Annotated in this window: 10 protein-coding genes and 4 pseudogenes; 3 read left to right on the forward strand and 11 right to left on the reverse strand. The window is 60.7% G+C overall.

Features of this window, described 5'->3' with window-relative positions; genetic code table 11:
* Positions 1 to 9: 9 nt before the first annotated feature.
* From ACTEK7_RS11665 to ACTEK7_RS11690, 6 genes and pseudogenes are all read right to left on the reverse strand, one after another.
* Positions 10 to 243 (reverse strand): annotated as a pseudogene (locus ACTEK7_RS11665) (ABC transporter ATP-binding protein); the annotation flags it as partial.
* Positions 244 to 289: 46 nt separating this feature from the next.
* Positions 290 to 487: pseudogene (locus ACTEK7_RS11670) on the reverse strand (dimethylsulfone monooxygenase SfnG); the annotation flags it as partial.
* A gap of 269 nt (positions 488 to 756) precedes the next feature.
* A complete protein-coding gene (locus ACTEK7_RS11675; protein WP_225131108.1) occupies positions 757 to 1,800 on the reverse strand; it encodes an IS110 family RNA-guided transposase in 1,044 nt (347 codons plus the stop codon).
* A gap of 89 nt (positions 1,801 to 1,889) precedes the next feature.
* Positions 1,890 to 3,075 (reverse strand): annotated as a pseudogene (locus tag ACTEK7_RS11680) (IS3 family transposase).
* A 200-nt stretch (positions 3,076 to 3,275) separates the two neighbouring features.
* Positions 3,276 to 4,295: an IS110 family RNA-guided transposase gene (locus ACTEK7_RS11685; protein ID WP_225131109.1), complete on the reverse strand. Its 1,020-nt coding sequence runs from the start codon at positions 4,293 to 4,295 to the stop codon at positions 3,276 to 3,278.
* A gap of 104 nt (positions 4,296 to 4,399) precedes the next feature.
* Positions 4,400 to 5,027: pseudogene (locus ACTEK7_RS11690) on the reverse strand (LLM class flavin-dependent oxidoreductase); the annotation flags it as partial.
* Between the two features lie 317 nt (positions 5,028 to 5,344).
* Between ACTEK7_RS11690 and ACTEK7_RS11695 the strand changes: the two are divergent.
* The gene (locus tag ACTEK7_RS11695; protein ID WP_225131111.1) at positions 5,345 to 5,569 is read left to right on the forward strand and encodes a hypothetical protein; all 225 of its coding nucleotides are present in this window, start codon (positions 5,345 to 5,347) and stop codon (positions 5,567 to 5,569) included.
* Positions 5,570 to 5,807: 238 nt separating this feature from the next.
* On the opposite strand, the gene ACTEK7_RS11700 is transcribed toward ACTEK7_RS11695, so the two are convergent.
* A complete protein-coding gene (locus ACTEK7_RS11700) occupies positions 5,808 to 6,089 on the reverse strand; it encodes a DUF3551 domain-containing protein (protein WP_128947516.1) in 282 nt (93 codons plus the stop codon).
* 559 nt (positions 6,090 to 6,648) lie between these two features.
* Between ACTEK7_RS11700 and ACTEK7_RS11705 the strand changes: the two genes are divergently transcribed.
* A complete protein-coding gene (locus ACTEK7_RS11705; protein WP_225131113.1) occupies positions 6,649 to 7,332 on the forward strand; it encodes a helix-turn-helix domain-containing protein in 684 nt (227 codons plus the stop codon).
* A 231-nt stretch (positions 7,333 to 7,563) separates the two neighbouring features.
* On the opposite strand, the gene ACTEK7_RS11710 is transcribed toward ACTEK7_RS11705, so the two are convergent.
* The 4 genes from ACTEK7_RS11710 to ACTEK7_RS11725 form a co-directional block, all read right to left on the reverse strand.
* Entirely contained in the window at positions 7,564 to 8,076 is a 513-nt protein-coding gene (locus tag ACTEK7_RS11710; protein WP_225131115.1) for a hypothetical protein, read from the reverse strand.
* Positions 8,077 to 9,358: 1,282 nt separating this feature from the next.
* Positions 9,359 to 22,222: a non-ribosomal peptide synthetase gene (locus ACTEK7_RS11715; RefSeq protein ID WP_474808389.1), complete on the reverse strand. Its 12,864-nt coding sequence runs from the start codon at positions 22,220 to 22,222 to the stop codon at positions 9,359 to 9,361.
* A gap of 808 nt (positions 22,223 to 23,030) precedes the next feature.
* On the reverse strand, positions 23,031 to 23,417 hold the full coding sequence (locus ACTEK7_RS11720; protein ID WP_225130830.1) for an ectoine synthase: 387 nt from the start codon (positions 23,415 to 23,417) through the stop codon (positions 23,031 to 23,033).
* Between the two features lie 773 nt (positions 23,418 to 24,190).
* Positions 24,191 to 24,400, reverse strand: coding sequence for a hypothetical protein (locus tag ACTEK7_RS11725; RefSeq protein ID WP_225130838.1), 210 nt, complete (start codon positions 24,398 to 24,400; stop codon positions 24,191 to 24,193).
* Positions 24,401 to 24,792: 392 nt separating this feature from the next.
* Here ACTEK7_RS11725 and ACTEK7_RS11730 point away from each other — a divergent pair, with 392 nt between their 5' ends.
* Positions 24,793 to 24,996 carry a hypothetical protein gene (locus ACTEK7_RS11730; RefSeq protein WP_225130840.1) on the forward strand — a complete coding sequence of 68 codons (204 nt, stop codon included), beginning with the start codon at positions 24,793 to 24,795 and terminating at the stop codon, positions 24,994 to 24,996.
* Positions 24,997 to 26,090: the final 1,094 nt, after the last annotated feature.

A 26,090-nucleotide genomic window follows, 5' to 3' on the forward strand; every position in this document is an offset into this window, starting at 1 on the left:
TGTGTTTCGTCAAACTGCGACAACGGCATGGATGAGCGGTTTCTCGGCGGCGTCGGTTTGCGGCGAACCGCCGAGGTAAAGGGCCTTGATGTCGTCGCGGCTGTGCAATTCGACTGACGAGCCGGACAGCACGCTACGGCCGCTCTCAAGCACGACAGCATGGTCGGCAAAGCGCAGCGCCACCGTCGAATTCTGTTCCGCGACCAGGATTGAAAGCCCCTGCTCGCTGTTCAGCTGCTTCAGCGTCCCTGTCGCAATCGCCATCACGTGGCTGCCCCTCGCTTTACACCTATTCGGCAGCCTGAACGCGTACGGGCGTCCTTGTCTCGAGTTCGCGGACCAGCGGGATCACATGCTTGCCGAAATATTCGACCTCTTCCTGGAAGTGCAGGAACCCGAGCAGGATCAGGTCGGCGCCGGCATGCTTGAGCTCGATGATCCGTTCAGCGACTTGCTGCGGCGTGCCGATCAGGTTCTGACCTTGCCCCCATATGTGGAACGGCCCGCGAGGCAAGAGCTTTTTCAGTCGATTTCACACATTGGGACGGTGCGGTCATATGTCCGGCCTTTGCGCGCGGCACAATATGGCCGCTGGCCTCGATGAGATCCGCGGAACGAGGAGCCAAATCAAGTTTACGCGCTTGAGCGCATTGGGGGCAGTAGCTTCACTCGTTTCGGGATTTCGTCCCAAGGGTTCATCGCCTGTTGTTGCACCTTGCCCTCTGCCGGCCTGCGCCGGTCAGATCATTTTGGTGGTCACTGCGTCACCGCGGTAACCGCCAATGGGTCGGGACGCCGATAACTTCCGCCCTTGTTCAGGAGCGCCCAGATGATCCGCGCTGTCTTATTGGCCTGCGCGACGGCGGCAACCTTGAAGGGCCGTCTGGCAAGAAGGGCCTTCAGCCACGGCCGCGCCCGAGCGTCGTTTCGGACGACCCGCAAGACGGCCGTTGCCCCGACAACGAGGAGAGAGCGGAGTTCCGGATTTCCCATCTTCGATATTCGTCCCAACCGCTCTTTGCCTCCGCTTGAATGAGACCGCGGCGTCAATCCCAGCCAGGCGGCAAAGTGGCGAGCCGACTTGAACCCGCCGGGATCCGGCACAAGCGCCTTGATGGTCGCCGCCGTAATGGCGCCGACGCCAGGGATTGTGGTCAACCGACGCATGTCCTCGTCGCGCTTGGCCTCCACAACGATTGCGCGCTCGAGCCTCTCGATCTGGTCGGCTGAAGCTTCAATCTCGTCGGCAATAGCCATCAGCGCGAAGCGCGCTGCTGCGGGCAGGCGAGCATCTGTCTCATCCCGTATGATTGCGACCAGCGCCTCAACCTTTGCCAGGCCGGCGGTGGCGATGATGCCCAATTCTGCCAGATGCGCGCGCAACGCGTTGACCGCCTGCGTTCGCTGCCGCACTAGAAGAGCGCGGGTCTTCAGCACCATCGCGGCAGCCTGTTGCTCAGCCGTCTTAATCGGCACGAAGCGCATGGTCTTTCGGGTCACCGCTTCGCTGATGGCCTCCGCGTCCGCCGCATCCGTCTTACCACGCTTGACGAAGGGTTTGACATAAGCCGGCGGAATGAGCCGGACCTCATGACCGAGAGCTGCGATCTCGCGTGCCCAATAGTGGGCGCTACCGCATGCTTCCATTCCCACCAGGCATGGTGGCAGCTTCTCAAAGAAACGCAGAACTTCGCTGCGCCGTAGCTTCCGGTTGAACACGGGTGAGCCCTCGGCATCCGCCCCGTGAACCTGGAAAACGTGCTTGGCCAGATCGAGCCCGATGGTGATAACCTGTTTCACGGAACGGTCCCTCCTTTGTGGCGTTCGAACAACGACCACGTTCTAGCACTTTGATGCTGTTGGAGCGGGCCGTTCCACCACATCAAGTTTTATCCAGTCCTGAGTTCGCCCCGGCTGTTGGATTTAGCCGAATGGGCGGTGGTAGCGACGGGAGCTGGTGCGGAGCCATCGGCATAGCGCAGCGCCAGATCCCGTCGCGGGTTGCAGGTGAAGGCAAACTCCGATGGTGTTTTCCATCCGAGTTGCGAGTGAGGTCGCGTATCGTTGTAGTCGGCCCGCCAATGTCCGAGTTCGACGCGGGCCTGGGCCAGCGACGTGAACAGCGTCTCGTTCAACAATTCGTCTCGGAGACGGCCATTGAAGCTTTCGATGAAGGCATTCTGCGTCGGCTTGCCGGGCGCGATGTAATGCCAGGCGACGCGGCTCTGATCGGCCCATGTCAGGATGGCGTTGCTGGTCAATTCGGTGCCGTTGTCGCTGACCACCATTTTGGGCTTGCCGCGCTCGATGATCAGCCGGTCCAGCTCCCGCGCCACCCGGGAGCCCGACAGCGAGGTATCGGCCACCAACGCCAGGCATTCGCGCGTGCACTCGTCGACCACGGTCAGGATGCGGAAGCGGCGGCCATCGGTGAGCTGGTCCGAGACGAAGTCGAGCGACCAGCGGTCATTCGGCGCTATCGGCACCACCATCGGCGCTCGGGTCCCGATCGCCCGCTTGCGGCCGCCACGGCGACGAACCGCGAGCCTCTCTTCCCGGTAGAGCCGGAACAGTTTCTTGTGGTTGACCAGATAGCCCTCCCGCCTGAGCAGAACATGCAGGCGCCGATAGCCGAAGCGACGGCGCTCCTGGGCGAGCGCCCTCATGCGTTGGCGCAGGGCGGCATCATCCGCCCGGGACGTCTGGTATCTGATGGTCATGCGGCAACAGCCGATGGCTTTACACGCCCGCCGTTCGCTCATCCCGTGGGCATCCATGAGATGGGCGACAGCTTTCCGCTTCCCCGCGGGCGTCACCACTTCTTTCCCAGGAGGTCCTTTAACGCAGCATTGTCCAGCATGGCGTCGGCCAAAAGCCGCTTCAGACGCGTGTTCTCATCCTCCAGCGTCCTCAGCCGCTTGGCCTCCGATACCTCCATCCCGCCAAACTTGGCTTTCCATTTGTAGATGCTGGCATCGCTGACGCCGTCCGGCACAGATCGGCAACCGACACGCCAGCTTCGTGCTCCTTCAAAATCCCGATGATCTGCTTCTGTATTCGGTCTGCTTCTGTCAATCCCTTAAGAGCGCGTGCCGCGGGTACCTTGCTTCTGTTCGTGGTCGGCAAAGCCGCCACACGATGGGGTTCGGTTGAATGGTCGGTTCAAGCTCTTCGGCGTAGTCAGCCGCCTGGAGGGCGGACGCCACGACAGATCATACGAACTCGACCATCCCCACGCCCCGCGACGGGCGTCTCTTGGGATGGCGACGGCGTCCTTACGCCACCGCCGTCCATCGGAATTCGGTTCCATCAATCCACATTCGGTGAAGGACGACAGCCATCTTTCTGGCCAGCGCGACCTTCGCACGCTTGCTTCCTTGCCGGTGGGCAACACGCACCGCCCAAGCCTTCATCGGAGACCATCGGGTTGATGGCCTGAGAACAACGTTGGCAGCTTCGAACAGGGCTGTGCGCGTCTCTCCATCTCCGACTTTTGTGATCCGTCCCACCCGATCAACCTCGCCAGATTGGTATCGCCGGGGCGTTAACCCGAGATAGGCACCGACGGATTGAGAATGCAGGAATCGCCTCGGATCGTCCACAGTGGAGCGGAAGGTCAACGCAGAGACCGCGCCGATCCCCGGCATTGTCATCAAGAGCCGACAAGCCGGGTCACTGCGCACGGCCTTCAGAACCAGACGATGCAGTCGGCCGTACTCCCGCATCAGCGCTTCGCGTCCGGCAAGCAGCGGATTCATGATCGCCTCCAGCAAGTCGTCATCGCCGACCAACTCACGAACTCGCGTCGCGAACAGACTCCGCGAGACGACTCCTACTTTGAGACCGAGCGGACGCAGAAGTCCGCGGATGACTTGCTCTGCGGCAGCGATGGAGCGGATGATATGCTTGCGAGCCGCGGCCAGCGTCCGGGCCCTTTGACTGCCGATGCTCTTGACGTGAACAGGCTTGAACCATCCCGTTCTCACCACCTGCGCGATCCCACGGGCGTCATTCCGATCGGTCTTCACCGGCATGGCCGAAAGTGCCGCCTTAACCTGGCGGGCTTCCAAACTGACGGCCGGCAGCCCCAGTTCGATTAGATTTGCGGTCAGCCATTCTGACGTCGGTCCTGCCTCAAGGCCCACCCGTTGAACTTGACCAGCCCATGGTTCGAGGTACTGCACAATCGATGGCGCATCCGCCAAGATGGTTCCCTCCCGGATAAGCTTTCCGGTCTCGTCCACCGCACATACCGCAACGGAATTCAGCGAAACATCGAGGCCGACGTAGATCATGACTTTTCTCCTTCGGATGGAGTTGGTCCATGATCGTCAGCCAAAACGTGCCGCGCAGCAAATAGGTCAGACGATCGGGACCGAATACCCCATCTCTTCCGTAAAGCGGCTGCCTCGGGCGTATTCCCGTTCGTGAAGTACCAGTCGGACACGCGAGCGGCCATGTCGCGGGCGGCGCGCGAAGAGCCGCCCTGGAAGATCTCGGGCAGCGGATCGAGCGGTTTCGGCTTCAGCGAGTACTCGTTGAACCGATAGAAGTCCCCCTTGAGTGTGAAGCTCTCTTCCCTCCAAATCCCGCGCAGAGCATTGATGAACTCCTCCGAACGCCGGTAGCGCTCATCGTGATCGAGCCAGGCTCTCCGATTGCGTGGAATTCACCGCGGAACCAACCGGACACAATATTCACCGCAACGCGCGCGTTGGTAAGCTGGCCGATTGTCGCGATCTGCTTCGCCGCTACGGCGGGATTCCATGGCCCGGGAAGGAGAGCGGCGATCATCTTGAGCTTTTCAGTCGCAGCCAGCAGCGCATGCGAGAAGCTGACCGGCTCGTGCTGCTTGTCGGCTCCTAACCCGCCGTGAATCGGATCTGACTGAGTGCGTAGTCGAAGCCCGCCTTTTCGGCGATCTGAGCAAGCTTCCGGTTGTAGTCGATGTCCCAGCTGGTACGCTGCTCGATCGAAGAAATCACGAGCCCGCCGGATACGTTCGGCACCCAGTAGGCGAATTTGATCGGTTCGTTGTTTACAGACTAGTGGTTTGTCCCTTGAGAATGACACTTACTGCGAGGTAGGCGCGGCCTGAGCGCGCAGCACCATGCGACCACGCCGATCACGACGAACGGGCGCGACACTGCTGTTCAGCCAGCGTTTGCGTTATTGATTTCGAGGAGCTGGAGCGATCTCAGGCCAGATCGTCTCTATGAATTAAGACGCCGCTCAGGAACAACACGAACACAACTGGTCGACGAGCTTGCTCGGAATCGAATGCGTAACGTTGTCGAAGACGTAGTTGCGCATTGTCCGCGCTCCTGAGTGGGACCATCGCCTGATGATCAATCCTCTCAGAGATTGTTCGACCATGCGAGTCCAAGACGAACTATTTTTCGCCACGCGGGGAAAATCAGCTTCCTTTTGTTTAGCGGCGAACGCATCGTTTGTTGCTGTGTGGGTGCAAGCTGATCATTTCCTCGCCGCGCAGAAGGTCATTCAAATCGCCACGGCCGTACGGCGGCATCGGACCATCTGCACCAAATACTGCGGCTTCGGCCGCTGACTGGAATATTCCAATCGCATTCGCCGGCATCTGAGATCACTTGCTCTGCCGAAGAGATCGGAGACATCGAATTCGCATGGTCGGACCGGCTATTGCCGTCCAACATGCAAGCACGCTCGGCACTGGACGCAATCAAACGAACGCCCCAACGGATTCAGCGCAGAATAGGCGGGGTCGAGCGAACGGCAACAAGAGCCTGGACGGCCCGCCCGTTCATCCAACGCCGTCCTTGGCTGACCTAACGACGTTCGCTCCAGCCGAATTGCCTTCCCTGTCGCTCGAAGGCGTAGATCGGATTGATACCGCAATAGGCATATGTGCCAGAGGCGGTAGCCATGCACTGGCTATAGGTTGAGAACTGGCAGTTGCCCGGATATCCCCAGGCTCGGCCCTGCAAGCAATAAACGTCTTGCCGGGCCGGTGGGGTGTACGAATGAACCCGTGAAGCGGCGGTCGAGCCTGATCCAAAGCCGACGAGGATAGGAAGTGTTAGCACTCCGATAGCGAGAACGTAGCGCATGAGATCTCTTGCCTCCGTTAATTCGCTGAAGGATAGAGGATCCGAATAAAGCGGTTTGATCTTAATCAATGGCGGATGGTGGGTCCAGTCGGACTATCGTCAGCAAGACCATCACCCGTGGACAGAGACCCGAGCGGGATACTTGAGCAGGACGTTGGATATAAGGGTGGGGAGCAATGAGAGGGTTGGAGCGGATTATTCGACCCGTCCTCGGTCCTGGGCTAACCCGCCGGCATTTCGAAGCAGCCTTCCAGCGACACCGCCCGGCGAAACGCATCTTTTAACCGCGACTTGGCGCCTTCGCGCAGCAGAACACTCGTACAGCAGTCAAATCTAGGATCGTTTCATTCGCTCTGAGGCGTGTTGCCGGGCACCTATCCTCGACGATCGAAGGCCACAATTGCCTCGCCTCGACTGTTGCGCGGGCACTGCGTCACAAGGACACGACTTCTTTTTCATAGATGATTGTTAAATACTGTGCAGGCATCCATAGATTGCACCAAATTTATTCGCGAGGCTCCAATTCCCTTCGCATATTCTGGTTTAGGAGTGTCGGACCATGTTTGTGAGCATCACCACAGACCAAAGATCCCGCATCAATTCGCTCAGTGAGCTCGGCATATCGAGCGGGTCAAATCCGATCGTCAGCTTGAGCGAATTCACTTACAAGAAAGGTAAGACGATCTACATCGAGAGTGACCCAGCCGAGTACGTCTATCAGGTCAGAAAAGGCGCGGTACGGACTTGCAAGTTACTCCCCGATGGACGCCGTCAGATCGGCGCATTTCATTTGCCAGGTGATATTTTTGGACTCGAGAACGGCGTAGCCCACCGATTCACGGCGGAAGCAATCATCCAAACCACTGTTCGCCTGATCAGGCGGCAACATCTTGAGACGGTGGCCGAGACTGACGCGGTTGTCTGGCGCACTTTGCTCAGCCTGACTACGAATAACTTGCAGCACGCCGAAAACCACATGCTGCTGCTTGGACGCAAAACCGCTCTGGAGCGCGTTGCCGCGTTCTTGCACGAAATGGATGAACGGCTCACGGCTGCTGACGTTATCTCGCTGCCAATGTCTCGGCGTGATATCGCGGATTACCTTGGCCTGACCATCGAGACCGTTTCGCGTGCAGTATCGCAATTGCACAGTGATGGCGTCCTCGATTTCATCGGCAATACTCAACGCGAGATCGTGATTCTGGACCGGCAGCGGCTCGCGAGCGTTGACCTGCAAAGCTAAATCGCGGACGGCGTAAGACCCTTCGGTCGAGGCCAGGATCGCTCGCGCAGCAACTACCGGCTTTCAGACATAAATTGGTCCGCATCTCTGAGGCGCACCAGTCAGCTTTCGAGCACTATTTCCTGAACGCTACGATGTGCCTTCGCACGGTGCCGGTAAGCACCGCCGGATCATACAGACAGTTGAGCCAACCGGTCAGCATTTTGGCAACCCGTCCTTTGGAATAGACGCTCAGCCGTTCTCCAGTTCTACATCGCTGATATGGGGCCCACGTGGTGAATGGTCATTGTTCTGCTTCTCTCCGCGCAACTCAGTAGACCGAAAATCCACGCTCACGAAGAATATTCCCGTGTCGTTGGAGAGCCAGACTGTATTTCTGCGGGATCCAAGACATTCGTTCGAGGCGGCGCGCCATTCAAGGAAAAAAATCAGCTGCGCGAAATGGGTCATCGCAGAGTCGGGGCGGCGAACGCATGACGTGGATACGATCAATGCGTAAAACTGAATGCATTCCATTCGAGAAGCGATTCGCTCCGGCCTGTGCTTGAGGGGATCGCCGCGGGGGCGGTGGAGCGCGAGCGAAACCGCGTTGTCCCGTTCGAAGCGATAAAGCTGCTCAAAGCGGCGGGGTTTGGAGCCTTGCGGGTTCCGGTCAAGTTCGGTGGTCTCGGCGCATCGCTTCGTCAGACCTTCGATCTGCTCGTTGCACTTGCGCCTACGGACTCCAAGGCGCAGAGGACACACTTCGACCTGCTCGAGGACTTACGCCTGAACAAGGATGAGGCCACCAAGCGCGGTGGCTCAGAGCCATCGCGAATAGTGCGATAATCGGAGTCGCGATAACAGAGTTGGGCGTCGGCGCCGGCGATCGCTACCAGCCGGCGGTGACGTCGGACCAAGCCGGATTACAGCTCAATGGCAACAAAACATTGCACGACTGGCACCCTGTACGCCGATCACGTGATCGTAGCGGCTGACCAGAGCGGCAAGCGGATCGACGTACCTCTCGATACCGGCCAGCCCCGCGTTAAGCATTCACGATGACTGGGATGGCTTCGGGCATTTTTACCCCCCCCCACCCGTTCAACGGTTCGATCCGCTTCTTAAAGTTGCGGATATTGGCGATCGTATCTTTGCTCTCGCTATCGACATTGAAACGGCCGCGAAGATTGTCTAACTGCGCGTCCAAATAAATCGAGAGGACATCCGCGATAGCGATATCGTCTATGTGGAGGATTCTTCGCTTTGGCGTGTGTTTAGAGCTGATGTAATCTCCTAGCTTTTCCTCCGCGGCCGCAATCTCATCTGCAGCGCAGCCTGTGCTGACATCCCGGCCGTTGTCTCTGATGATCCAGATTGCCCGGTGAGTGATTTATGCGCTCTTGTTTCGGCGGGCAGCCTTGAGCTGAAGTCGGGCGCCCTTGCTTCTTCGCGGCATAGCTCTCTCATCCGTCCGATATGAGCCAGCGTTGTAAATTCCTTGCCCGCAATCTTCTCGATAACCAGTCGATTACGGTCGCGCTCACGACGCAAACCCGCGACGGTCATTCCTCCCAAAGGAAATGCGACCTTCACAGCATCGGCAAGGCGAAGTGGAGTATCAGGTGTAATTTCAGGTTGCGTTCGACGCGGCATCGACGCCACAGCGGGGCTGTTAAAAACCGAACTAAGATGTCAGCGCCTTATTGAAAGTAAACCTTTCCTTCCTTCGATCGTAGGATTGGCAGTTTCATCGCAAAATTGACGAGACACAGCATAACTTGAAGGAGGGACTGACCGTCACTCGGCTTCCTGACTCTGCTTGCTGCTGGCAGTTCCGCCGCACTCGATATCGATCGTGCCATTCTGGATGAGTGGAATACGTGGAAGAGTAAGCGGGCGCCTTTATCTGAAGGCCTGGAGTTCTGAGATCAGCTTTCAGCCGATCGACGACGTGTGCGCACAGGTCCAGGGAAAAACCAACGAGCAGCGGCGGATCTCGAGACGAAGCTTCGAACCCTCAGCTTTCGGAGAAAGTTTTCTCGGTCTATTCAACAGTCCCGATCAAGGCTGTTGAAATGGCTCGAGCCAGAACTCGGCGGTTTTCTGGATTGCTCACCATTGTCGCGTGGTTGCCTGGAACCGGTACGGCACGAATAGCCCCAGCATCCACGACCCGGTCCCAGCCCTGGTTTGGCAAGTCGCTACTGGGTCGTTTGTCAAATGGTACCCAACGACTGACGAGAGGCTCACTCGCATAGAACTGATGTATTTCAATCGCGAGCGACGGAACGCGATACGATTGTAGCGCGCGGTGAAATGTCGCGGCCCTTTGATACATTGAAACGTCACTGCGAAGATCGTGATCTGGAGCTAACGCTCCTATTTGCTGCGCCTTTTCAAGCAACTCAGAGATGGAACATGGTTCGGTGTCGCGTTCCAGAACCTCGTGATACTCATCGCGCAAGATTCCACAACGATCCAAAACAAATTCTCGCGCCAAATTCTTCAGTGATCCGTTTGAAGAAGCCGCGGGTAGACTGACATCGATGAACGCCATGAATGACACAACTTCATCAACACTCAGTAACTGCTCGGCAATTGCATAAGCCAGGATTGCACCTGATGAGTATCCAGCAAAACGGTATGGGCCACGGGGCTGGATCTGTTTAATCGCAAGAATCACCTCCACGGCCATCGTCTCAAGAGTCGGTGGACGAACGTCATCCAAAGGGGGCCATGGCAGAGCGTAGACCGAGCAGTCTGCATCCATTTCCGCTGCCAAACCGAGGACATACGAACAATCCCCAAAACCTGTGGGGACAAAGAAGAGAGGTGGCTGCAATCCGGTCGCTCGAACGGGAATCACCGCCGTGTTACTGGGCTGCACCTGCAAACGAATCTTCGATGCAAGCTCCTTTAGAACAGGGGCTCGGAAGAGGTCGGTGGCGCTAAAACTCAGCCCAAGATTTAATGCTTGACTGAGCATCTGCACGGCCAAAAGCGAGTGGCCGCCCAGTTCGAAGAAGTGGTCGTTGCGCCCGATGCGCTCGACACCAAGGAGCTCGGCCCAGATCTGCGCCAGCGCCGTCTCGACCGCACCTTGCGGCGACTGGTAGGCCGCCAGCGCATAGGCCTGATCGGCCGGCGCCGGCAGCGCGTTCCGATCGAGCTTGCCGTTCACCGTGAGCGGAAGCGCCGCCAGCCGCACGAACGCACTCGGCACCATGTAGTCCGGCAGCCGCGCACTTAAGTGCGCCCGCAAGGCGCCCGCAAGCCCGCCTCCATCGCCCTCGTCCGAGCCGGCCTCGGGCGCGCAGACCACATAGGCGATCAGATGTTTGTCGCCGGCGCCGTTCTGGCCCGCCACCACCACCGCCTCGCGCACCCAGGCGTGCTCGCAAAGCCGCGCGACGATCTCGCCCGGCTCGATGCGATAGCCGCGGATCTTCACCTGATCGTCGTTGCGGCCCAGGAACTCAAGATTGCCGTCCGGCAGATAACGTGCAAGGTCGCCGGTCCGGTACAGCCGATCGCCCTCGACAAAGGGACTGGCGATGAACCGCTCCGCGGTCAGCTCAGGGCGGTTCAGGTAGCCCCGTGCCACCCCCGCCCCGCCAATGTAAAGCTCACCCACCGCGCCGAACGGCACGGGCGCGCCATGGCCATCCAGCAAGTACACACGCGTGTTGGCGATTGGGCGCCCGATCGGGACCAATGACCCATTAAAATCAGCCGGGCAAGTCCAGATCGTCGCACAGACTGTTGCCTCGGTCGGGCCGTAAGCATTGACAATTGATGTTGGGGCCAGACTTCGGATGAGTTCTGGCTTCGGCAGCTCTCCAGCAAGAACGAGAGCTTGCACAGCCAAACATTTCGGATCCTTGTTTGTCTGAAGCAACGCTGGGGGTAATGTCGCGTGGGTGATGGCTTCGCTTTGCAGATAATCCGATAGCTTGTTACTCGCTTGACGGATCTCTTCCGCAGGCAAGTGCAAAGCGGCTCCGGAGCCAAACGCCATAACAAGCTCCCAAGCGCTTGCATCAAAAGCAATGGAGGCGAACTGCACGACGCGGCTGTTGGAAGAAGCGCCAAAGAGGCCGACCTGAGCCGACAGCAGATTGACCAACCCTTGATGCTGGACCATGACCCCCTTTGGGGTTCCGGTTGAGCCTGAGGTGTAGATCACATAAGCGAGATGGCCCGATGTGAGGCCAAGCGTGCGCCGGTCAGGGTTTGAAGCCGCCCGTTCGGCCCAGGCGGGCGTGGCCGTCTCCACATCGATGACCGTCACATCGGTCAGCACCTCGAGACCGAGTGCTGCGCGACCGACGACGTCGCAAAGCAGCAGCCGCGGCGCGGCATCGTCGACAACCTGATGCAGCCGCTCGCTGGGATATGCTGGGTCCAGCGGCAGATAGGCACCGCCAGCCTTGAGGATCGCCAAGACACCAACCACCATCGCCGGACTGCGTTCGAGGCAGATCGCAACCGGCTGGTCCGGCTTGACCCCGAGGGCGATCAGGTGATGCGCCAGCCGGTTGGCCCGCGCGTTGAGCTCGCCATAGCTCAGCCGCTCGTTTTCGCAGACCAGCGCCACCGCCTCCGGCGCCTTTTGCACCTGCGCCTCGAACAGCTCATGGACGCACAGGTCCGATGGATAGGCCTCCGCCGTCCGGTTCAGATCCTCCAGCAGATAGGTGCGCTCTTCAGCTGGCAAGATGTCCAACTCGCGTACCGGCGTATCCGGGGCATGCTCCAGCGCCTTTGCCAGCTCCTCGAGCACCCGCTGCATGTAGCCGCAGATCCGATCCGCAGAGATAGGCTCCGCCACCTGCACAGTGAGGCCCAGCGCCTCGCCAAAATCCTCCACCGACAGGGTCAGCGGATAATTGGTGCGTTCCTCCCCACCCAGCCATTCCATGCCCGACAAGACATCATCCATCCCGGAGCCGGGCACAGCCGGCGCCGTGTTGTGACGGTAGTTCAACAACGTGCTGAACAGCGGCGCCGACGCCGCAACAGCGCTGCAGCGCTGTACCAGCGCCAGCGAGGCCTGCTCGTGCGCCAAGAGCTCGGCCAGCCGGGCGTGCGTGGTTCGCACGCTCGCCTCGACCGCTGTCCCATCAAGATCAAGCCGCAGCGGCAGGGTGTTGATGAACAGCCCCATCGTGCGGTCGGCGCCAGCGCTGCCCTGCAGGCGGCCTAACAGCACCGTGCCGAACACCACCTGCTCGCGGCCGCTGCTGCGCGCCACCACCTGTCCCCACGCCAGATGGCACAGGCTCGCCAGACTCACGCCCAGCCGCCGTGCCTGTTCGCGCAGCCTCGCTTGGAGCGCTGACGGCAGCATCCGCTGCGCCTCTCGAACCCCGCTGCCGTCGCCGCGCACCTCGCGCAAGCCGAACGGCGTGCTCGGCTCGTCGATGTCGGCCAGCAGCTCCCGAAAGAACGCTTCATCGGCCTTGGCATCACGGCGTAGATGCGCCTGCGCCACCAGATTGCGGAATGGCTGCGGCGCCGTCAGCTCATGCTGGCGCCCCTCCAGCTCGGCCCGGACCTCAGCATGCATCACGTCCCGCGTCGTGTGATCCCCGATCAGATGATGCTGCAGCTCCAGCAGCAGCCAGCGCGCGCTGCCGGGCTCGCGCGCAATCATAAATCGCAGCAGTGGTGCTCGGCCAAGCTCGATGCGGTGCTGGCGCGGATCAAACCGCTCCTTAAGCTGCGCGGCGCCAGCACCATGAGCGCCATCCAGCTCGACCTCGATCACCTCCAGTCGCGCCTCCCGCCACACCACCTGGGCCGGGCGCGACAGGCCCTCCCAGACGAACGAGGTGCGCAGAATGTCGTGCCGATTCACCACCCGCTGGACCGCGGCAAGATAGCGATCGAGCAGCCCACGCTCGTCAAACGCCATCTGCGATACCAGCAGGTACGGATCGCCCTTTGCCGCCAACAGATGATGGAACAGGATGCCGTCCTGCAGCGGCGACAGGCCGTAAATGTCCTGGATGTTGCAAATCCCGCCGGGCACTGTGGCGATGATCCGGTCGATCTCGCCCTGGGCCAGCTCAATCAGCGGCAACATCTGCGGCGTGATCGCCGCACTTCGCTCGGTGATCAGGTTGGCCGGGACCGCCACCTCGTGATGGCGGCCCAGGCTTGCAGCCAGATCAGCCAGCACCGGCTTGACGAACAAGGTGCGCACCTCGATGCGCAGTGACCGCCGCCTTAGACGCTCGATCATCTGCACCGCCAAGAGCGAGTGCCCTCCCAGTTCGAAGAAGTTGTCGTGCCGTCCGACCCGCTCCAGCCCCAGCAGCTCGGCCCAGATCTGCGCCAGCACCGTCTCCGTCTCGCCCTGTGGCGGCGCGTAGGTCCGGCGCGCATACGCCTCGTCGCCCGGGGCCGGCAGCGCGTTTCGATTGAGCTTACCGTTCAGCGTCAGCGGAAGCGCCGCCAGCCGCACGAACGCACTCGGCACCATGTAGTCCGGCAGCCCCGCACTCACATGCGCCCGCAAACCGCCGGCAAGATCAGATTCCTCAGCTTCGGCGGCAACGACATACGCAACGAGGCGCTGCTCGCCGCGACCATCCTCGCGCGCCACCACCACCGCCTCGCGCACGCAGGGGTGGCCGCAAAGCCGCGCGACGATCTCGCCCGGTTCGATCCGGAAGCCGCGGATCTTCACCTGCTCGTCGTTGCGGCCTAAAAACTCCAGATTGCCATCCGGCAGGTAGCGTGCCAGGTCGCCGGTCCGGTACAGCCGGTCGCCCTCGACAAAGGGACTGGGGATGAACCGCTCCGCTGTCAGCTCAGGGCGGTTGAGGTAGCCCCGCGCCACCCCCGCCCCGCCAATGCAGAGCTCGCCCACCGCACCGAACGGCACCAGCCCGCCATGACCATCCAGCAAGTAGACCCGCGTGTTGGCAATAGGACGGCCAATCGGGACGATGGCCTCATCAAACTCAGCCGGGCAGCTCCAGGATGTAACGTCGATCGCGGCCTCAGTCGGACCGTAGAGATTGTGCAGGGCCGTCCAGGGCAATACGCGCCGAACCCTATACACACTGGCGGCAGGGAGCGCCTCGCCGCTGCATAAAACCCGCCGCAGCGATGTGCAGCGGTCAACACTCTTCGCATCCAAAAAGCTGACCAGCATGGATGGCACGAAGTGAACCGTCGTGATGTGCTGGCTGACGATCAAGTCGACCAATGCATCGGGATCTCTGTGCGCACCGGGTGGGGCCAGTACCAGCGTTGCCCCTTCAAGCAAAGTCCAAAAGAACTCCCAGGCCGAGACATCGAAGCTTAATGGCGTCTTCTGCAACACGACGTCTGTTGGCTTCAGACCATAGGCGTTCTGCATCCAGATCAGGCGATTAACGATAGCCCGATGCTCATTCTGTGCCCCTTTGGGCGTGCCCGTGGATCCCGAAGTGTAGATCACATAGGCGAGGTTGCGGGAGGTCAGGCCGAGCGCGCGCCGGTCAGGATCCGCTTCCGGCAGGCTGGCCCAGGCCGGCGCCGCAGCATCGAGCTCCACCACGCTCACAATGGCCGGCACATCCGCGCCGAAGGCGGCACGGCCAGCCACATCGGCCAGCAGCAGCGGCGGGGCCGCATCGTCGAGCACCTGATGCAGCCGCGCCGACGGATAGGCGGGGTCCAGCGGCATATACGCTCCGCCGGCCTTCAGGATCGCCAAAAGCCCCACCACCATCATCGGACTGCGCTCGACGCAGATCGCAACCGGCTGGTCCGGCCTGACCCCGAGGGCGATCAGGTGATGCGCCAGGCGGTTGGCCCGTGCATTGAGCTCGCCGTAGCTCAGCCGCTCATCTTTGCAGACCACCGCCACCGCATCCGGCGCCTTGTGCACCTGCGCCTCGAACAGCTCGTGGATGCACCGCTCCGCAGGATACGGCGCCGCCGTCCGGTTCAGCTCCTCCAGCAGATACGTGCGCTCGGCAGTCGAGAGCAGCTCAATCCGGTGGACCTCTTGCTGCGCATCGGCAACCATCGCCCGCAGCTGCGCCAGCAGATAACCACGCTGCCGCTCGATCGTCGCCTGATCGAACAGCGCCGTGGCATAACCCAGCGTCCCAGCGATCACCTCACCCTGCTCGCCAAGGCTCAGCTCCAGATCGAACTTGATCTGATCAATCTCCTCCCCGGCAGCTTCGACACTCAGCCCCGGCAGGTCCAATGACCCAACCGCATTGTTCTCCCAGGCCAGCATCACCTGGAACAATGGCGTGTGATCAAGAGCCCGGGGCGGCTGCACGATCTCCACCACCTGCTCGAACGGCAGGTCCTGATGCTCCTGCGCAGCCAGCACCGTGCGCCGCGTCCGCTCCAGAAGCTCCGACACGCGCGGCTTGCCCGACAGGTCCAGCCGAAGCGCCAGGGTGTTGACGAAGAACCCGATCAGCTCTTCGATCTCGCGGTGCCCCCGATTGGCGCTCGGCACGCCAATCACAAGATCGTTCTGCCCGGACAGACGCGACAGCACCGCCGCCCAGGCCGCCAGCACCATCATGAACAACGTCGTGCCATGCTGTAGGCTCAGCCGCTTCAACTCCCGCGTCAAATCCGCATCGACGGTGATCGGGACCGTGGCCGCGGCAAACGACTGCTGGGCAGACCGCGCATGGTCCGTCGGCAAGACAAGACGGGCTGTGCCTGCCAGGGCGCTGCGCCAATACTGCGCCTGCTTCTGCAACCGTTCCCCCGACAGCCATTGACGTTGCCAGGCGGCGTAATCCGGATACTGGATCGCAAGCGGCGGCAGAGGGTCGTCCTGCCCAGCCTCGAATGCCCGGTAGAGCTGGCTAAGTTCACGCAGCAGCACGCCCATCGACCAACCGTCCGAGACGATGTGATGCTGGGTCAGTAGGAAGACGTGTTCCTCGTCGGCGATGCGGATCAGCCGCCCGCGGATCAGCGGACCGCGCGCAAGATCGAATGGCGTGCGCCCCTCTTCATGGCACAGATCCAAAAATGCCGCTTCCGCATCCGATCTCTCCCGCAGATCATGCTCAACTATCGGCAGACCCGCGTCCGGCGGCAGAACCTCAACCCGGGGCTTGCCTTGGGTCGCGACAAACACACTGCGCAGCGCCTCATGACGCGCAAACAGACGGTCAAGGCTGCGCTGCCAGGCGCTGCGGTCGAGCATCCCGCGCAATCGCAAGGCCAGCGGAATGTGATAGTTCGTGCTGCCTTCGTTCAGCTGAGCCAAAAACCATAGCCGCTGCTGCGCAAACGACAGCACAAGCGGCTCATGACGCGACACGGCTGCAATCGACGACAGCTCGTGCGGACCGGAGCGGCTCAACAGCTCGACGATGCTTGCCGCCAGGTCACTCAGCACTGGCCTTGCGAACAGCGTCGACAGTGGCAGTTCGACCCCGACAGCCTGTGACAGCCGGCTCGACATCTGCACGGCCAAAAGCGAGTGGCCGCCCAGTTCGAAGAAGTGGTCGTTGCGCCCGATGCGCTCGACACCAAGGAGCTCGGCCCAGATCTGCGCCAGCGCCGTCTCGACCGCACCTTGCGGCGACTGGTAGGCCGCCAGCGCATAGGCCTGATCGGCCGGCGCCGGCAGCGCGTTCCGATCGAGCTTGCCGTTCACCGTGAGCGGAAGCGCCGCCAGCCGCACGAACGCACTCGGCACCATGTAGTCCGGCAGCCGCGCACTTAAGTGCGCCCGCAAGGCGCCCGCAAGCCCGCCTCCATCGCCCTCGTCCGAGCCGGCCTCGGGCGCGCAGACCACATAGGCGATCAGATGTTTGTCGCCGGCGCCGTTCTGGCCCGCCACCACCACCGCCTCGCGCACCCAGGCGTGCTCGCAAAGCCGCGCGACGATCTCGCCCGGCTCGATGCGATAGCCGCGGATCTTCACCTGATCGTCGTTGCGGCCCAGGAACTCAAGATTGCCGTCCGGCAGATAACGTGCAAGGTCGCCGGTCCGGTACAGCCGATCGCCCTCGACAAAGGGACTGGCGATGAACCGCTCCGCGGTCAGCTCAGGGCGGTTCAGGTAGCCCCGTGCCACCCCCGCCCCGCCAATGTAAAGCTCACCCACCGCGCCGAACGGCACGGGCGCGCCATGGCCATCCAGCAAGTACACACGCGTGTTGGCGATTGGGCGCCCGATCGGGACCAATGACCCATTAAAATCAGCCGGGCAAGTCCAGATCGTCGCGAATGTCGTCGTCTCGGTGGGCCCGTAGCAGTTAATGAGACGTACGGGGCCCTTTTCCTTTAACAATCTCAGAAACGAGGCAAGATCACCGCACTCACCCCCACAGAGGAGGTGCTTCAGTTGCGCCAACGTCGGAGCAATCGTTGATGTATGTTGGTTGAATAATGCTGTTGTTAGAAACAGTGTCGTCACCCGGTGCTGTTCAAGCGCGCGGGCAAAACTAAGAGTATCCCTGACGGTGGCGGCATGCATGGCAACAATGCAACCACCGTTAAGCAGCGGTGCCCATACTTCGAACGTGCTTGCGTCGAAGGCGGGATTGCCAGCCCATGCCACCCGATCTCCTGCATCGATCTTCACATACCCACTGTTGATCACGAGCCGGTTGACGGCACGATGAGGAACAACAACTCCTTTGGGAAGGCCAGTTGAGCCAGAGGTGTACATGACGTAAGCGGCAGTTTCAGCGCTCAACGCCAGCCCAGGATCGGAACTACATCCCGTTCCAGCTATGAGCGGCCCAATAGTACGAACAGGTATCGTCGCCTCAACCAGATCATCAGCGCAAAGCACCAAGCGTGCAGCACAATCGGCCCTCAGCAATTCTTGTCGTGCCGGCGGGAGGGCGCGATCGATCGGTACATACACGCCGCCGGCCTTCAGAATTGCCAGCTGCGCCACCAGAAGAGCGACGGAGCGGTCCAGCACTGTGGCAATGCGATCCCCAGGTTTGACCCCGAGGGCGATCAGGTGATGCGCCAGGCGGTTGGCCCGCGCATTGAGCTCGCCGTAGATCAGCCGCTCATCTTTGCAGACCACCGCCACCGCATCCGGCGCCTTGTGCACCTGCGCCTCGAACAGCTCGTGGATGCACCGCTCCGCAGGATACGGCGCCGCCGTCCGGTTCAGCTCCTCCAGCAGATACGTGCGCTCGGCAGTCGAGAGCAGCTCAATCCGGTGGACCTCTTGCTGCGCATCGGCAACCATCGCCCGCAGCTGCGCCAGCAGATAACCACGCTGCCGCTCGATCGTCGCCTGATCAAACAGCGCCGTGGCATAAGCCAGTGTTCCGGCGATCTCCTCGCCCTGCTCACCAAGGCTCAGCTCCAGATCGAACTCGACCTGATCAATCTCCTCCCCGGCAGCTTCGACACTCAGCCCCGGCAGGTCCAATGACCCAACCGCATTGTTCTCCCAGGCCAGCATCACCTGGAACAATGGCGTGTGATCAAGAGCCCGGGGCGGCTGCACGATCTGCACCACCTGCTCGAACGGCAGGTCCTGATGCTCCTGCGCAGCCAGCACCGTGCGCCGCGTCCGCTCCAGAAGCTCCGACACGCGCGGCTTGCCCGACAGGTCCAGCCGAAGCGCCAGGGTGTTGACGAAGAACCCGATCAGCTCTTCGATCTCGCGGTGCCCCCGATTGGCGCTCGGCACGCCAATCACAAGATCGTCCTGCCCGGACAGACGCGACAGCACCGCCGCCCAGGCCGCCAGCACCATCATGAACAACGTCGTGCCATGCTGTAGGCTCAGCCGCTTCAGCTCCCGCGTCAAATCCGCATCGACGGTGATCGGGACCGTGGCCGCGGCAAACGACTGCTGGGCAGGCCGCGCATGGTCCGTCGGCAAGACAAGACGGGCTGTGCCTGCCAGGGCGCTGCGCCAATACTGCGCCTGCTTCTGCAACCGTTCCCCCGACAGCCATTGACGTTGCCAGGCGGCGTAATCCGGATACTGGATCGCAAGCGGCGGCAGAGGGTCGTCCTGCCCAGCCTCGAATGCCCGGTAGAGCTGGCTAAGTTCACGCAGCAGCACGCCCATCGACCAACCGTCCGAGACGATGTGATGCTGGGTCAGTAGGAAGACGTGTTCCTCGTCGGCGATGCGGATCAGCCGCCCGCGGATCAGCGGACCGCGCGCAAGATCGAATGGCGTGCGCCCCTCTTCATGGCACAGATCCAAAAATGCCGCTTCCGCATCCGATCTCTCCCGCAGATCATGCTCAACTATCGGCAGACCCGCGTCCGGCGGCAGAACCTCAACCCCGGGCTTGCCTTGGGTCGCGACAAACACACTGCGCAGCGCCTCATGACGCGCAAACAGACGGTCAAGGCTGCGCTGCCAGGCGCTGCGGTCGAGCATCCCGCGCAATCGCAAGGCCAGCGGAATGTGATAGTTCGTGCTGCCTTCGTTCAGCTGAGCCAAAAACCATAGCCGCTGCTGCGCAAACGACAGCACAAGCGGCTCATGACGCGACACGGCTGCAATCGACGACAGCTCGTGCGGACCGGAGCGGCTCAACAGCTCGACGATGCTTGCCGCCAGGTCACTCAGCACTGGCCTTGCGAACAGCGTCGACAGTGGCAGTTCGACCCCGACAGCCTGTGACAGCCGGCTCGACATCTGCACGGCCAAGAGCGAGTGGCCGCCCAGTTCGAAGAAGTGGTCGTTGCGCCCGATGCGCTCGACACCAAGGAGCTCGGCCCAGATCTGCGCCAGCGCCGTCTCGACCGCACCTTGCGGCGACTGGTAGGCCGCCAGCGCATAGGCCTGATCGGCCGGCGCCGGCAGCGCGTTCCGATCGAGCTTGCCGTTCACCGTGAGCGGAAGCGCCGCCAGCCGCACGAACGCACTCGGCACCATGTAGTCCGGCAGCCGCGCACTTAAGTGCGCCCGCAAGGCGCCCGCAAGCGCGCCTCCATCGCCCTCGTCCGAGCCGGCCTCGGGCGCGCAGACCACATAGGCGATCAGATGTTTGTCGCCGGCGCCGTTCTGGCCCGCCACCACCACCGCCTCGCGCACCCAGGCGTGCTCGCAAAGCCGCGCGACGATCTCGCCCGGCTCGATGCGATAGCCGCGGATCTTCACCTGATCGTCGTTGCGGCCCAGGAACTCAAGATTGCCGTCCGGCAGATAACGTGCAAGGTCGCCGGTCCGGTACAGCCGATCGCCCTCGACAAAGGGACTGGCGATGAACCGCTCCGCGGTCAGCTCAGGGCGGTTGAGGTAGCCCCGTGCCACCCCCGCCCCGCCAATGTAAAGCTCGCCCACCGCGCCGAACGGCACAGGCGCGCCATAGCCATCCAGCAAGTACACCCGCGTGTTGGCGATTGGACGCCCGACGTGAGGCATCTGGGGCCAACATGACGGATCAGCTGCAAGGTGGTGCTCGGAAATGACGCTGATTTCCGTGGACCCATATTGATTGATCAATCTCGCGTTCGGATGTGCTTCGAAGAACGCCCTAAGCAGTGGAGTGGCCTGTAATCGCTCGCCGGCTGTATAAAGCTCTCTTAAAGCGCGCAGCTGCACCCGCTGCGTGCTCCAGACTTCCGCAAAATGATTCAATGCCACGAACGGGAGGAAAAGCCGCTCGATGGCCTCCCGCTCTACAAATTCCAGCAGGTCGGAGAAGCGCCTCCGGGTCTGTTCCCGCACGAGCACAAGCACTCCGCCGTCCTTCCAACAGATGAACAATTCCTGACAGGACACATCGAAGTTCAGGGTCGCGAATTGAAGTGTGCGCTGTTTTGACGTGCCAATGCCCGCAAGCGAATTCACAAGCGCGCCATGGGACATTTCAACGCCCTTGGGGATTCCGGTTGAGCCGGAGGTATAGATGACGTAGGCGAGATGGCGCGATGTGAGGCCAAGCGTGCCCGGGTCCGGGTTCGAAGGCGGCCGCTCGCCCCAAGCCGGGGTCGTCGTCTCCAGATCGACCACCGTCACATCGGCCACGGCATCGGCGCCCAATGCGGTTCGACCGGCGACATCGCAAAGCAGCAGTTTCGGTTTTGCATCGTCGACAATCTGCCGCAGCCGCGCTGACGGATAAGTCGGATCTAGCGGCAGATAGGCACCGCCAGCCTTCATGATCGCCAACACACCGACCACCATCGCTAGGCTGCGTTCCAGGCAGATCGCCACCGGCTGGTCCGGCTTGACCCCGAGCTCGATCAGATAATGCGCCAGGCGGTTGGCCCGCGCATTGAGTTCGCCATAGCTCAGTCTCTCCCTCTCATGGACCACTGCAACCGCTTCCGGCGCCCTTTGCACCTGCGCCTCGAACAACTCATGGATACATCGCTCAAACGAAAAAGGCGCCGCCGTCCGATTCAAATCCTCAAGCAGATACGCGCGTTCGTCGGTTGGCAGAATGCCGATTCGGCCGACAGACTGCCCCGCATCGTCCATCACGCCGCGTAACAAAACTTGCAAATGCTGCGTCATGCCGTCGATCTGCTTGGGCGCCAATCGAGCGGCATCAAAATGCCAGCGGAAGCTCCCATCCAGAGCGCGAACCTCAAAGGTCAGCAAATCGCCGCATAAGGCTTGGCCAGTCTTGTGGCTCGCCGACAGATCGTCGGCGACGGAACAGCTTTCTGTCGCGATTGCAATACCAATCGGCCAAGGGTGGCGCGCCCGTAGCGCCTCCACTCCTCGCAGGGTCGGGCAGCGCGCGATAAGATCTCGGGCAAAGCTGGCGTGTGCCCTCAGCTGAGCGACTTCGGCCGCTACGGTTTTGCGCACTTCTTCAAAATCATAAGCAAGCTCAATGCAAACCTCCATCGGCACGACGGAGGCGATTACGAGTTTGGAGCCAGTTTGCAATCCGTCCCATGCAGGCTTCCATCCCAGTTGAAACTCTTTTTGCCCGGTGACTCGAGCGAGATAGATCAGCCAAGCGGTCACCAAATATTCCGAGCGATCTTGTGGGGAAAGTTTAGCCAAACCGCTTGGGCTAAACCACGAACTCGACTGCCATCGGGAAGGCGCCGCAGCCACGGACGATGACAGAAAAGGAAGATGCAATCTGCTAAACTGCTCGAGCCGCCGTCGCCAAAACTCCTCCCCACGCGCTAGCAGTTCATGCGCGGCAGATATGCTCTGCACCTGTTCATCGCTCAAGCTCGGAAGGCGACTTTCTTGATTCACGCAAATCGCTCACATCGGTTCGTATCTGTTGTCGGGCTTAGGCTGGTCTGCATTGATGTGACGAAACCCTTCGCCGAAGCAGATCACTCAATCTTCGTGCCAACCTTGCGCATCACCAAATATGGTGCCGGCAGCATCGCAGCTGCCACTCAACCGCGTCAGAGTTTCTGGTAAGCGTCCTCATCGAACGACTTCTCCTCTATGGCGCCCTTTAGACGATTACGCATCTATCGTGCCAACGGTGAAATCGAATTCAATCAATGCGAAAGCCACAGCAGCGCTATGTCAGCTGTCCAACAGCGTCGCCAGACATCGTACAATTGAGCGCGCTATCAATCGGCACAAACCTCCGCCCGCCTGGTCTTTCCGGACAAGGGAAAATGGACCTGGAATGCCAAAGTATTTTGTCAGCTCCGCCGAAGCGCATCGCGTGCGCCTTTCGTAAAACCGGAACAAAGACTTTTTCTGAGGTCCGCGTGCGATACGAGGCAGCGCTGGATTGCTCGAGTAAATGTATCTCGCAATTAGCGGCAGTTCATGTTGTATTGGCGTTTCTTCGCATCACTCAATATGTGGAGCCCGCCGGGTCGTCGAGCTTGTGGCGCTCGGTTCCGGTAAGGGGCGGGTTGAAGATGCTTACGAGGATCATGTCGTTGTTCCGTCCCCCGCGCAGGAAATGCTTGTCATGCTTGTCAAGCACATACATGTCACCCCTGCGAATGGGAAAGACATTGCCGTCCATGTCCTCGACCTCGCCCTCTCCGCCGATGCAGTAGCAGGCTTCGAGATGATTCCGGTATTGCAGAAGCGAAACGGTGTTAGCGCGCACCACGGTGTGGCAGATGCTAAAACCCATGCCGTCCTTATCGGTCAGAAGGCGGTGGCTAGTACCATTGCCCCAATCGACGAAGTGATCGGTTGCTTCGACGTCGCGCAGGCTACGCACAATCATAGTGTTCGATCGCCCGGTGCAGGTTGAAGTGATTGATCCAAAAGCTGGAGGCCGTTGTTCTGCCCCGGAACTGCGACTTCCCTGTCGCGCTGCCGACTGCGGTCCGTCGAAACAACCAACCGTCGGTCGCGAAGAGCCCGTGCAGCAGTCCTATGGGATCGGCTACACGCAAAAGGCCTGCCATTTGCCCGACGGCGACTAGGGAAAATATCGGCGCGAGGGTATTTCGCAGCCGAGCCCGATCGACGCGTACCAATTTGATGTTCCACCTTTGGCGTGGTGCCGCCGCTTACCTTTGGATTCCCCAGAATGCTGCTGGAGATATTGCCGGCGACATAAACTGTCTCCAATCGCAGATTTGGCAAGTCGTTTCCCTCCTTGCTGTGCCTCTCGCCGCCAGTAGAGCAAATCTCATGCCGTGGTGGCAGGCCGATGAAAGATGAAGTTGTGGCTGTCTCAGCTGGCAAGCGAGTGAGAACGATTTGGCTGGGCGTGTAGCCAATCTAACAAATTGTCGAGATATGGCCGAATACAAACGGGTCCGGAGCGAGAACCGGTCGAATAGTTCGGCTTTCTAAGGCAAAAGCCGATATAGATTGAGCAGCTGATACCCGAGCCGAATGAACTCATGTGCAGGTCAGCAGATTAGGTCTTGGGGCTGGGCCGACAGCGGGCGGATATCATCGATTATTTGCCGGGTCGCGAGCCCATGATGATGCCGTCGGCGAGAAATCGCGTGGTCCCGAATGCGAGCGTCGTTCGCGGCTCCGCGCCTATCTTGCCGACATGTCCGTCCGCTTCGGAAGGCTGAACGCGAGCGGGAAGGTCTCGGCCGAAAGAGACTCGAGGGCCGCCTGCTCCTCGGTGAGGCGTCCTTCAATGAACTGACGTTCGACATCCGACAGGTTCGACTTCAGCAGGCGAGAATAGCGGTGGATGGTGTTACGGTGAGCACGAATGCGGGCCAAATATTCATCGAGCATCCTGGACGCTCCTGAGGTCGTCGCAATCTCTACGAAGAGATATTCAGGCGAGCATGTCGTCGATCAACGCGCCGCCTGCCATCGCATCTCGGAAGCCGTTCGGCAGGCGGATAAGACTATGCTAGTTCGTGATATCATTCCCTCCCCTAGCCTAGCAACCCTCGCGACGATCCGCAGCGTTTTTGGCTCGCCATAGCCGTCCTTCTGCTCGGCTAGTCGCTCAAACAGAGCTGGATGCTTGTAAGGCGCAAGGAATAGTCGGTCACGCCCCCGGCGCCGGACGCTTGTCGCTAACAAGCTCGCCCGTCAGTATTCTCTCCCGACGAGCTGAACATCGTTTGTCGATGTGCTATACGCATCTACGTTGAGAACAGCTTTGGTTGAGAGTTTCGATGTCTCTTTCGATTGGATTGATCGTCGACGGCTATGTGAAACTAAGCAACCGCAGCGCGCTGGAGACCCTTCTGGCGCATCGGCGGGAGCTACTGCAGCAGTTGAAGTGCGTTACCGGAGTTGATCCGAAGCCAGCGATCGCTCAGGTCAGTCAAGACATCACAGTGATTGAAAGGGCACTTGCGGGGCTCGCACAGGAGTAGACAGCAATGGCGCACCCGCTCGCTTGAGTGATGGCGCTCCGGCGCCGAACACTGAGTTCGCCCTCGTTTCCGGACGAAGGTTATTAGCGTGACGCCTCACCGGCATCGTGGCGCGCAAGGGTGCGTGCGCCAAGGCTTGGATGCGCTGCCTGTTGTGCGAGCAGCTCGTTTCAACGATCGGCCTCGCAGCGAGCAACGCGCCAACCGATTCACATCGGATAACGCCGCGTCTTGGGTGACGTTAGGCCGCCATCGATTTGCGACCACGATACACCTCTGCGAGCTGGCCGGATCGCTATGCCGCAGGCGACGCGACGGCGCGCGCGAATCTGGATAGCAGGCCAGGACCTTCAGCACTGTGACTTGGAAATTCGCCTCAATGACAAGCCATGTCCTAGATCTAATCGCCACATCGTTGGTGCTCTGGAAGAGCTTCCTGACCGATCTGTTTAAGCAGATTGGGGCACGTCTCATCTCTGATGGCGGCCTTCAGGATTTTGGAGGCAACGTAGGCGCGGACGCCGGCGTCATACGGTGAGGCGCTTTCGCAGACCTCCCTATCGGCTCCAAACCCGACCGCTTGGCATCCTGCACTGTAGAGGGACTTCAATTCATGCGTTGAAGCATATCTTTGCGTCAAAAACCAGCGCCCGCCCCGCGTCTGGCGACGAAATCGGGCCAGGATCCGGCGCCCGCGCTAAGTGCCCCCTTGACTCGCCCTCCTGGCCGCTCTTGAGGGAACTTCGGCTTTATGCAGCTTAGGAGGTCGTCTGCGCGATCGTGAAGTAGTTTCATGGTCATGGGCGTGTGGTTAGTGATCCATAATTGCAGGTATTGGCAGCACACGATTTTGAGCAAACCTCCTTTGGCATGCCCGCTTGCAGGCGGATGATTTCGGTAGCGACTTGCGTTTTGGACATATAAGCCTGCTGAAGGACCCCAGCACGGAGACGCGAACGTCGCGTGAAAATTCATCGGAGGCGCTGCCGCAATGCAGGATTTGAGCGCGAGAGCGCGGCTCGTTGCATTAATCGATATTGCCATTTTGTTACCAGTCTGCGCCCAGAGCAATCACATGCAGCCGGAGGGCGGCA

This window comes from Bradyrhizobium sp. JHI2711, assembly GCF_056156565.1.

What these genes read in the sequence shown, in the direction of transcription:
- ACTEK7_RS11685 (WP_225131109.1), bottom strand. Translation starts at nt 4,295, where the DNA reads ATGATCTACGTCGGCCTCGATGTTTCGCTGAATTCCGTTGCGGTATGT.
- ACTEK7_RS11700 (WP_128947516.1), bottom strand. Translation starts at nt 6,089, where the DNA reads ATGCGCTACGTTCTCGCTATCGGAGTGCTAACACTTCCTATCCTCGTC.
- ACTEK7_RS11720 (WP_225130830.1), bottom strand. Translation starts at nt 23,417, where the DNA reads ATGATTGTGCGTAGCCTGCGCGACGTCGAAGCAACCGATCACTTCGTC.
- ACTEK7_RS11695 (WP_225131111.1), top strand. Translation starts at nt 5,345, where the DNA reads ATGATCAATCCTCTCAGAGATTGTTCGACCATGCGAGTCCAAGACGAA.
- ACTEK7_RS11705 (WP_225131113.1), top strand. Translation starts at nt 6,649, where the DNA reads ATGTTTGTGAGCATCACCACAGACCAAAGATCCCGCATCAATTCGCTC.
- ACTEK7_RS11725 (WP_225130838.1), bottom strand. Translation starts at nt 24,400, where the DNA reads ATGCTCGATGAATATTTGGCCCGCATTCGTGCTCACCGTAACACCATC.
- ACTEK7_RS11730 (WP_225130840.1), top strand. Translation starts at nt 24,793, where the DNA reads ATGTCTCTTTCGATTGGATTGATCGTCGACGGCTATGTGAAACTAAGC.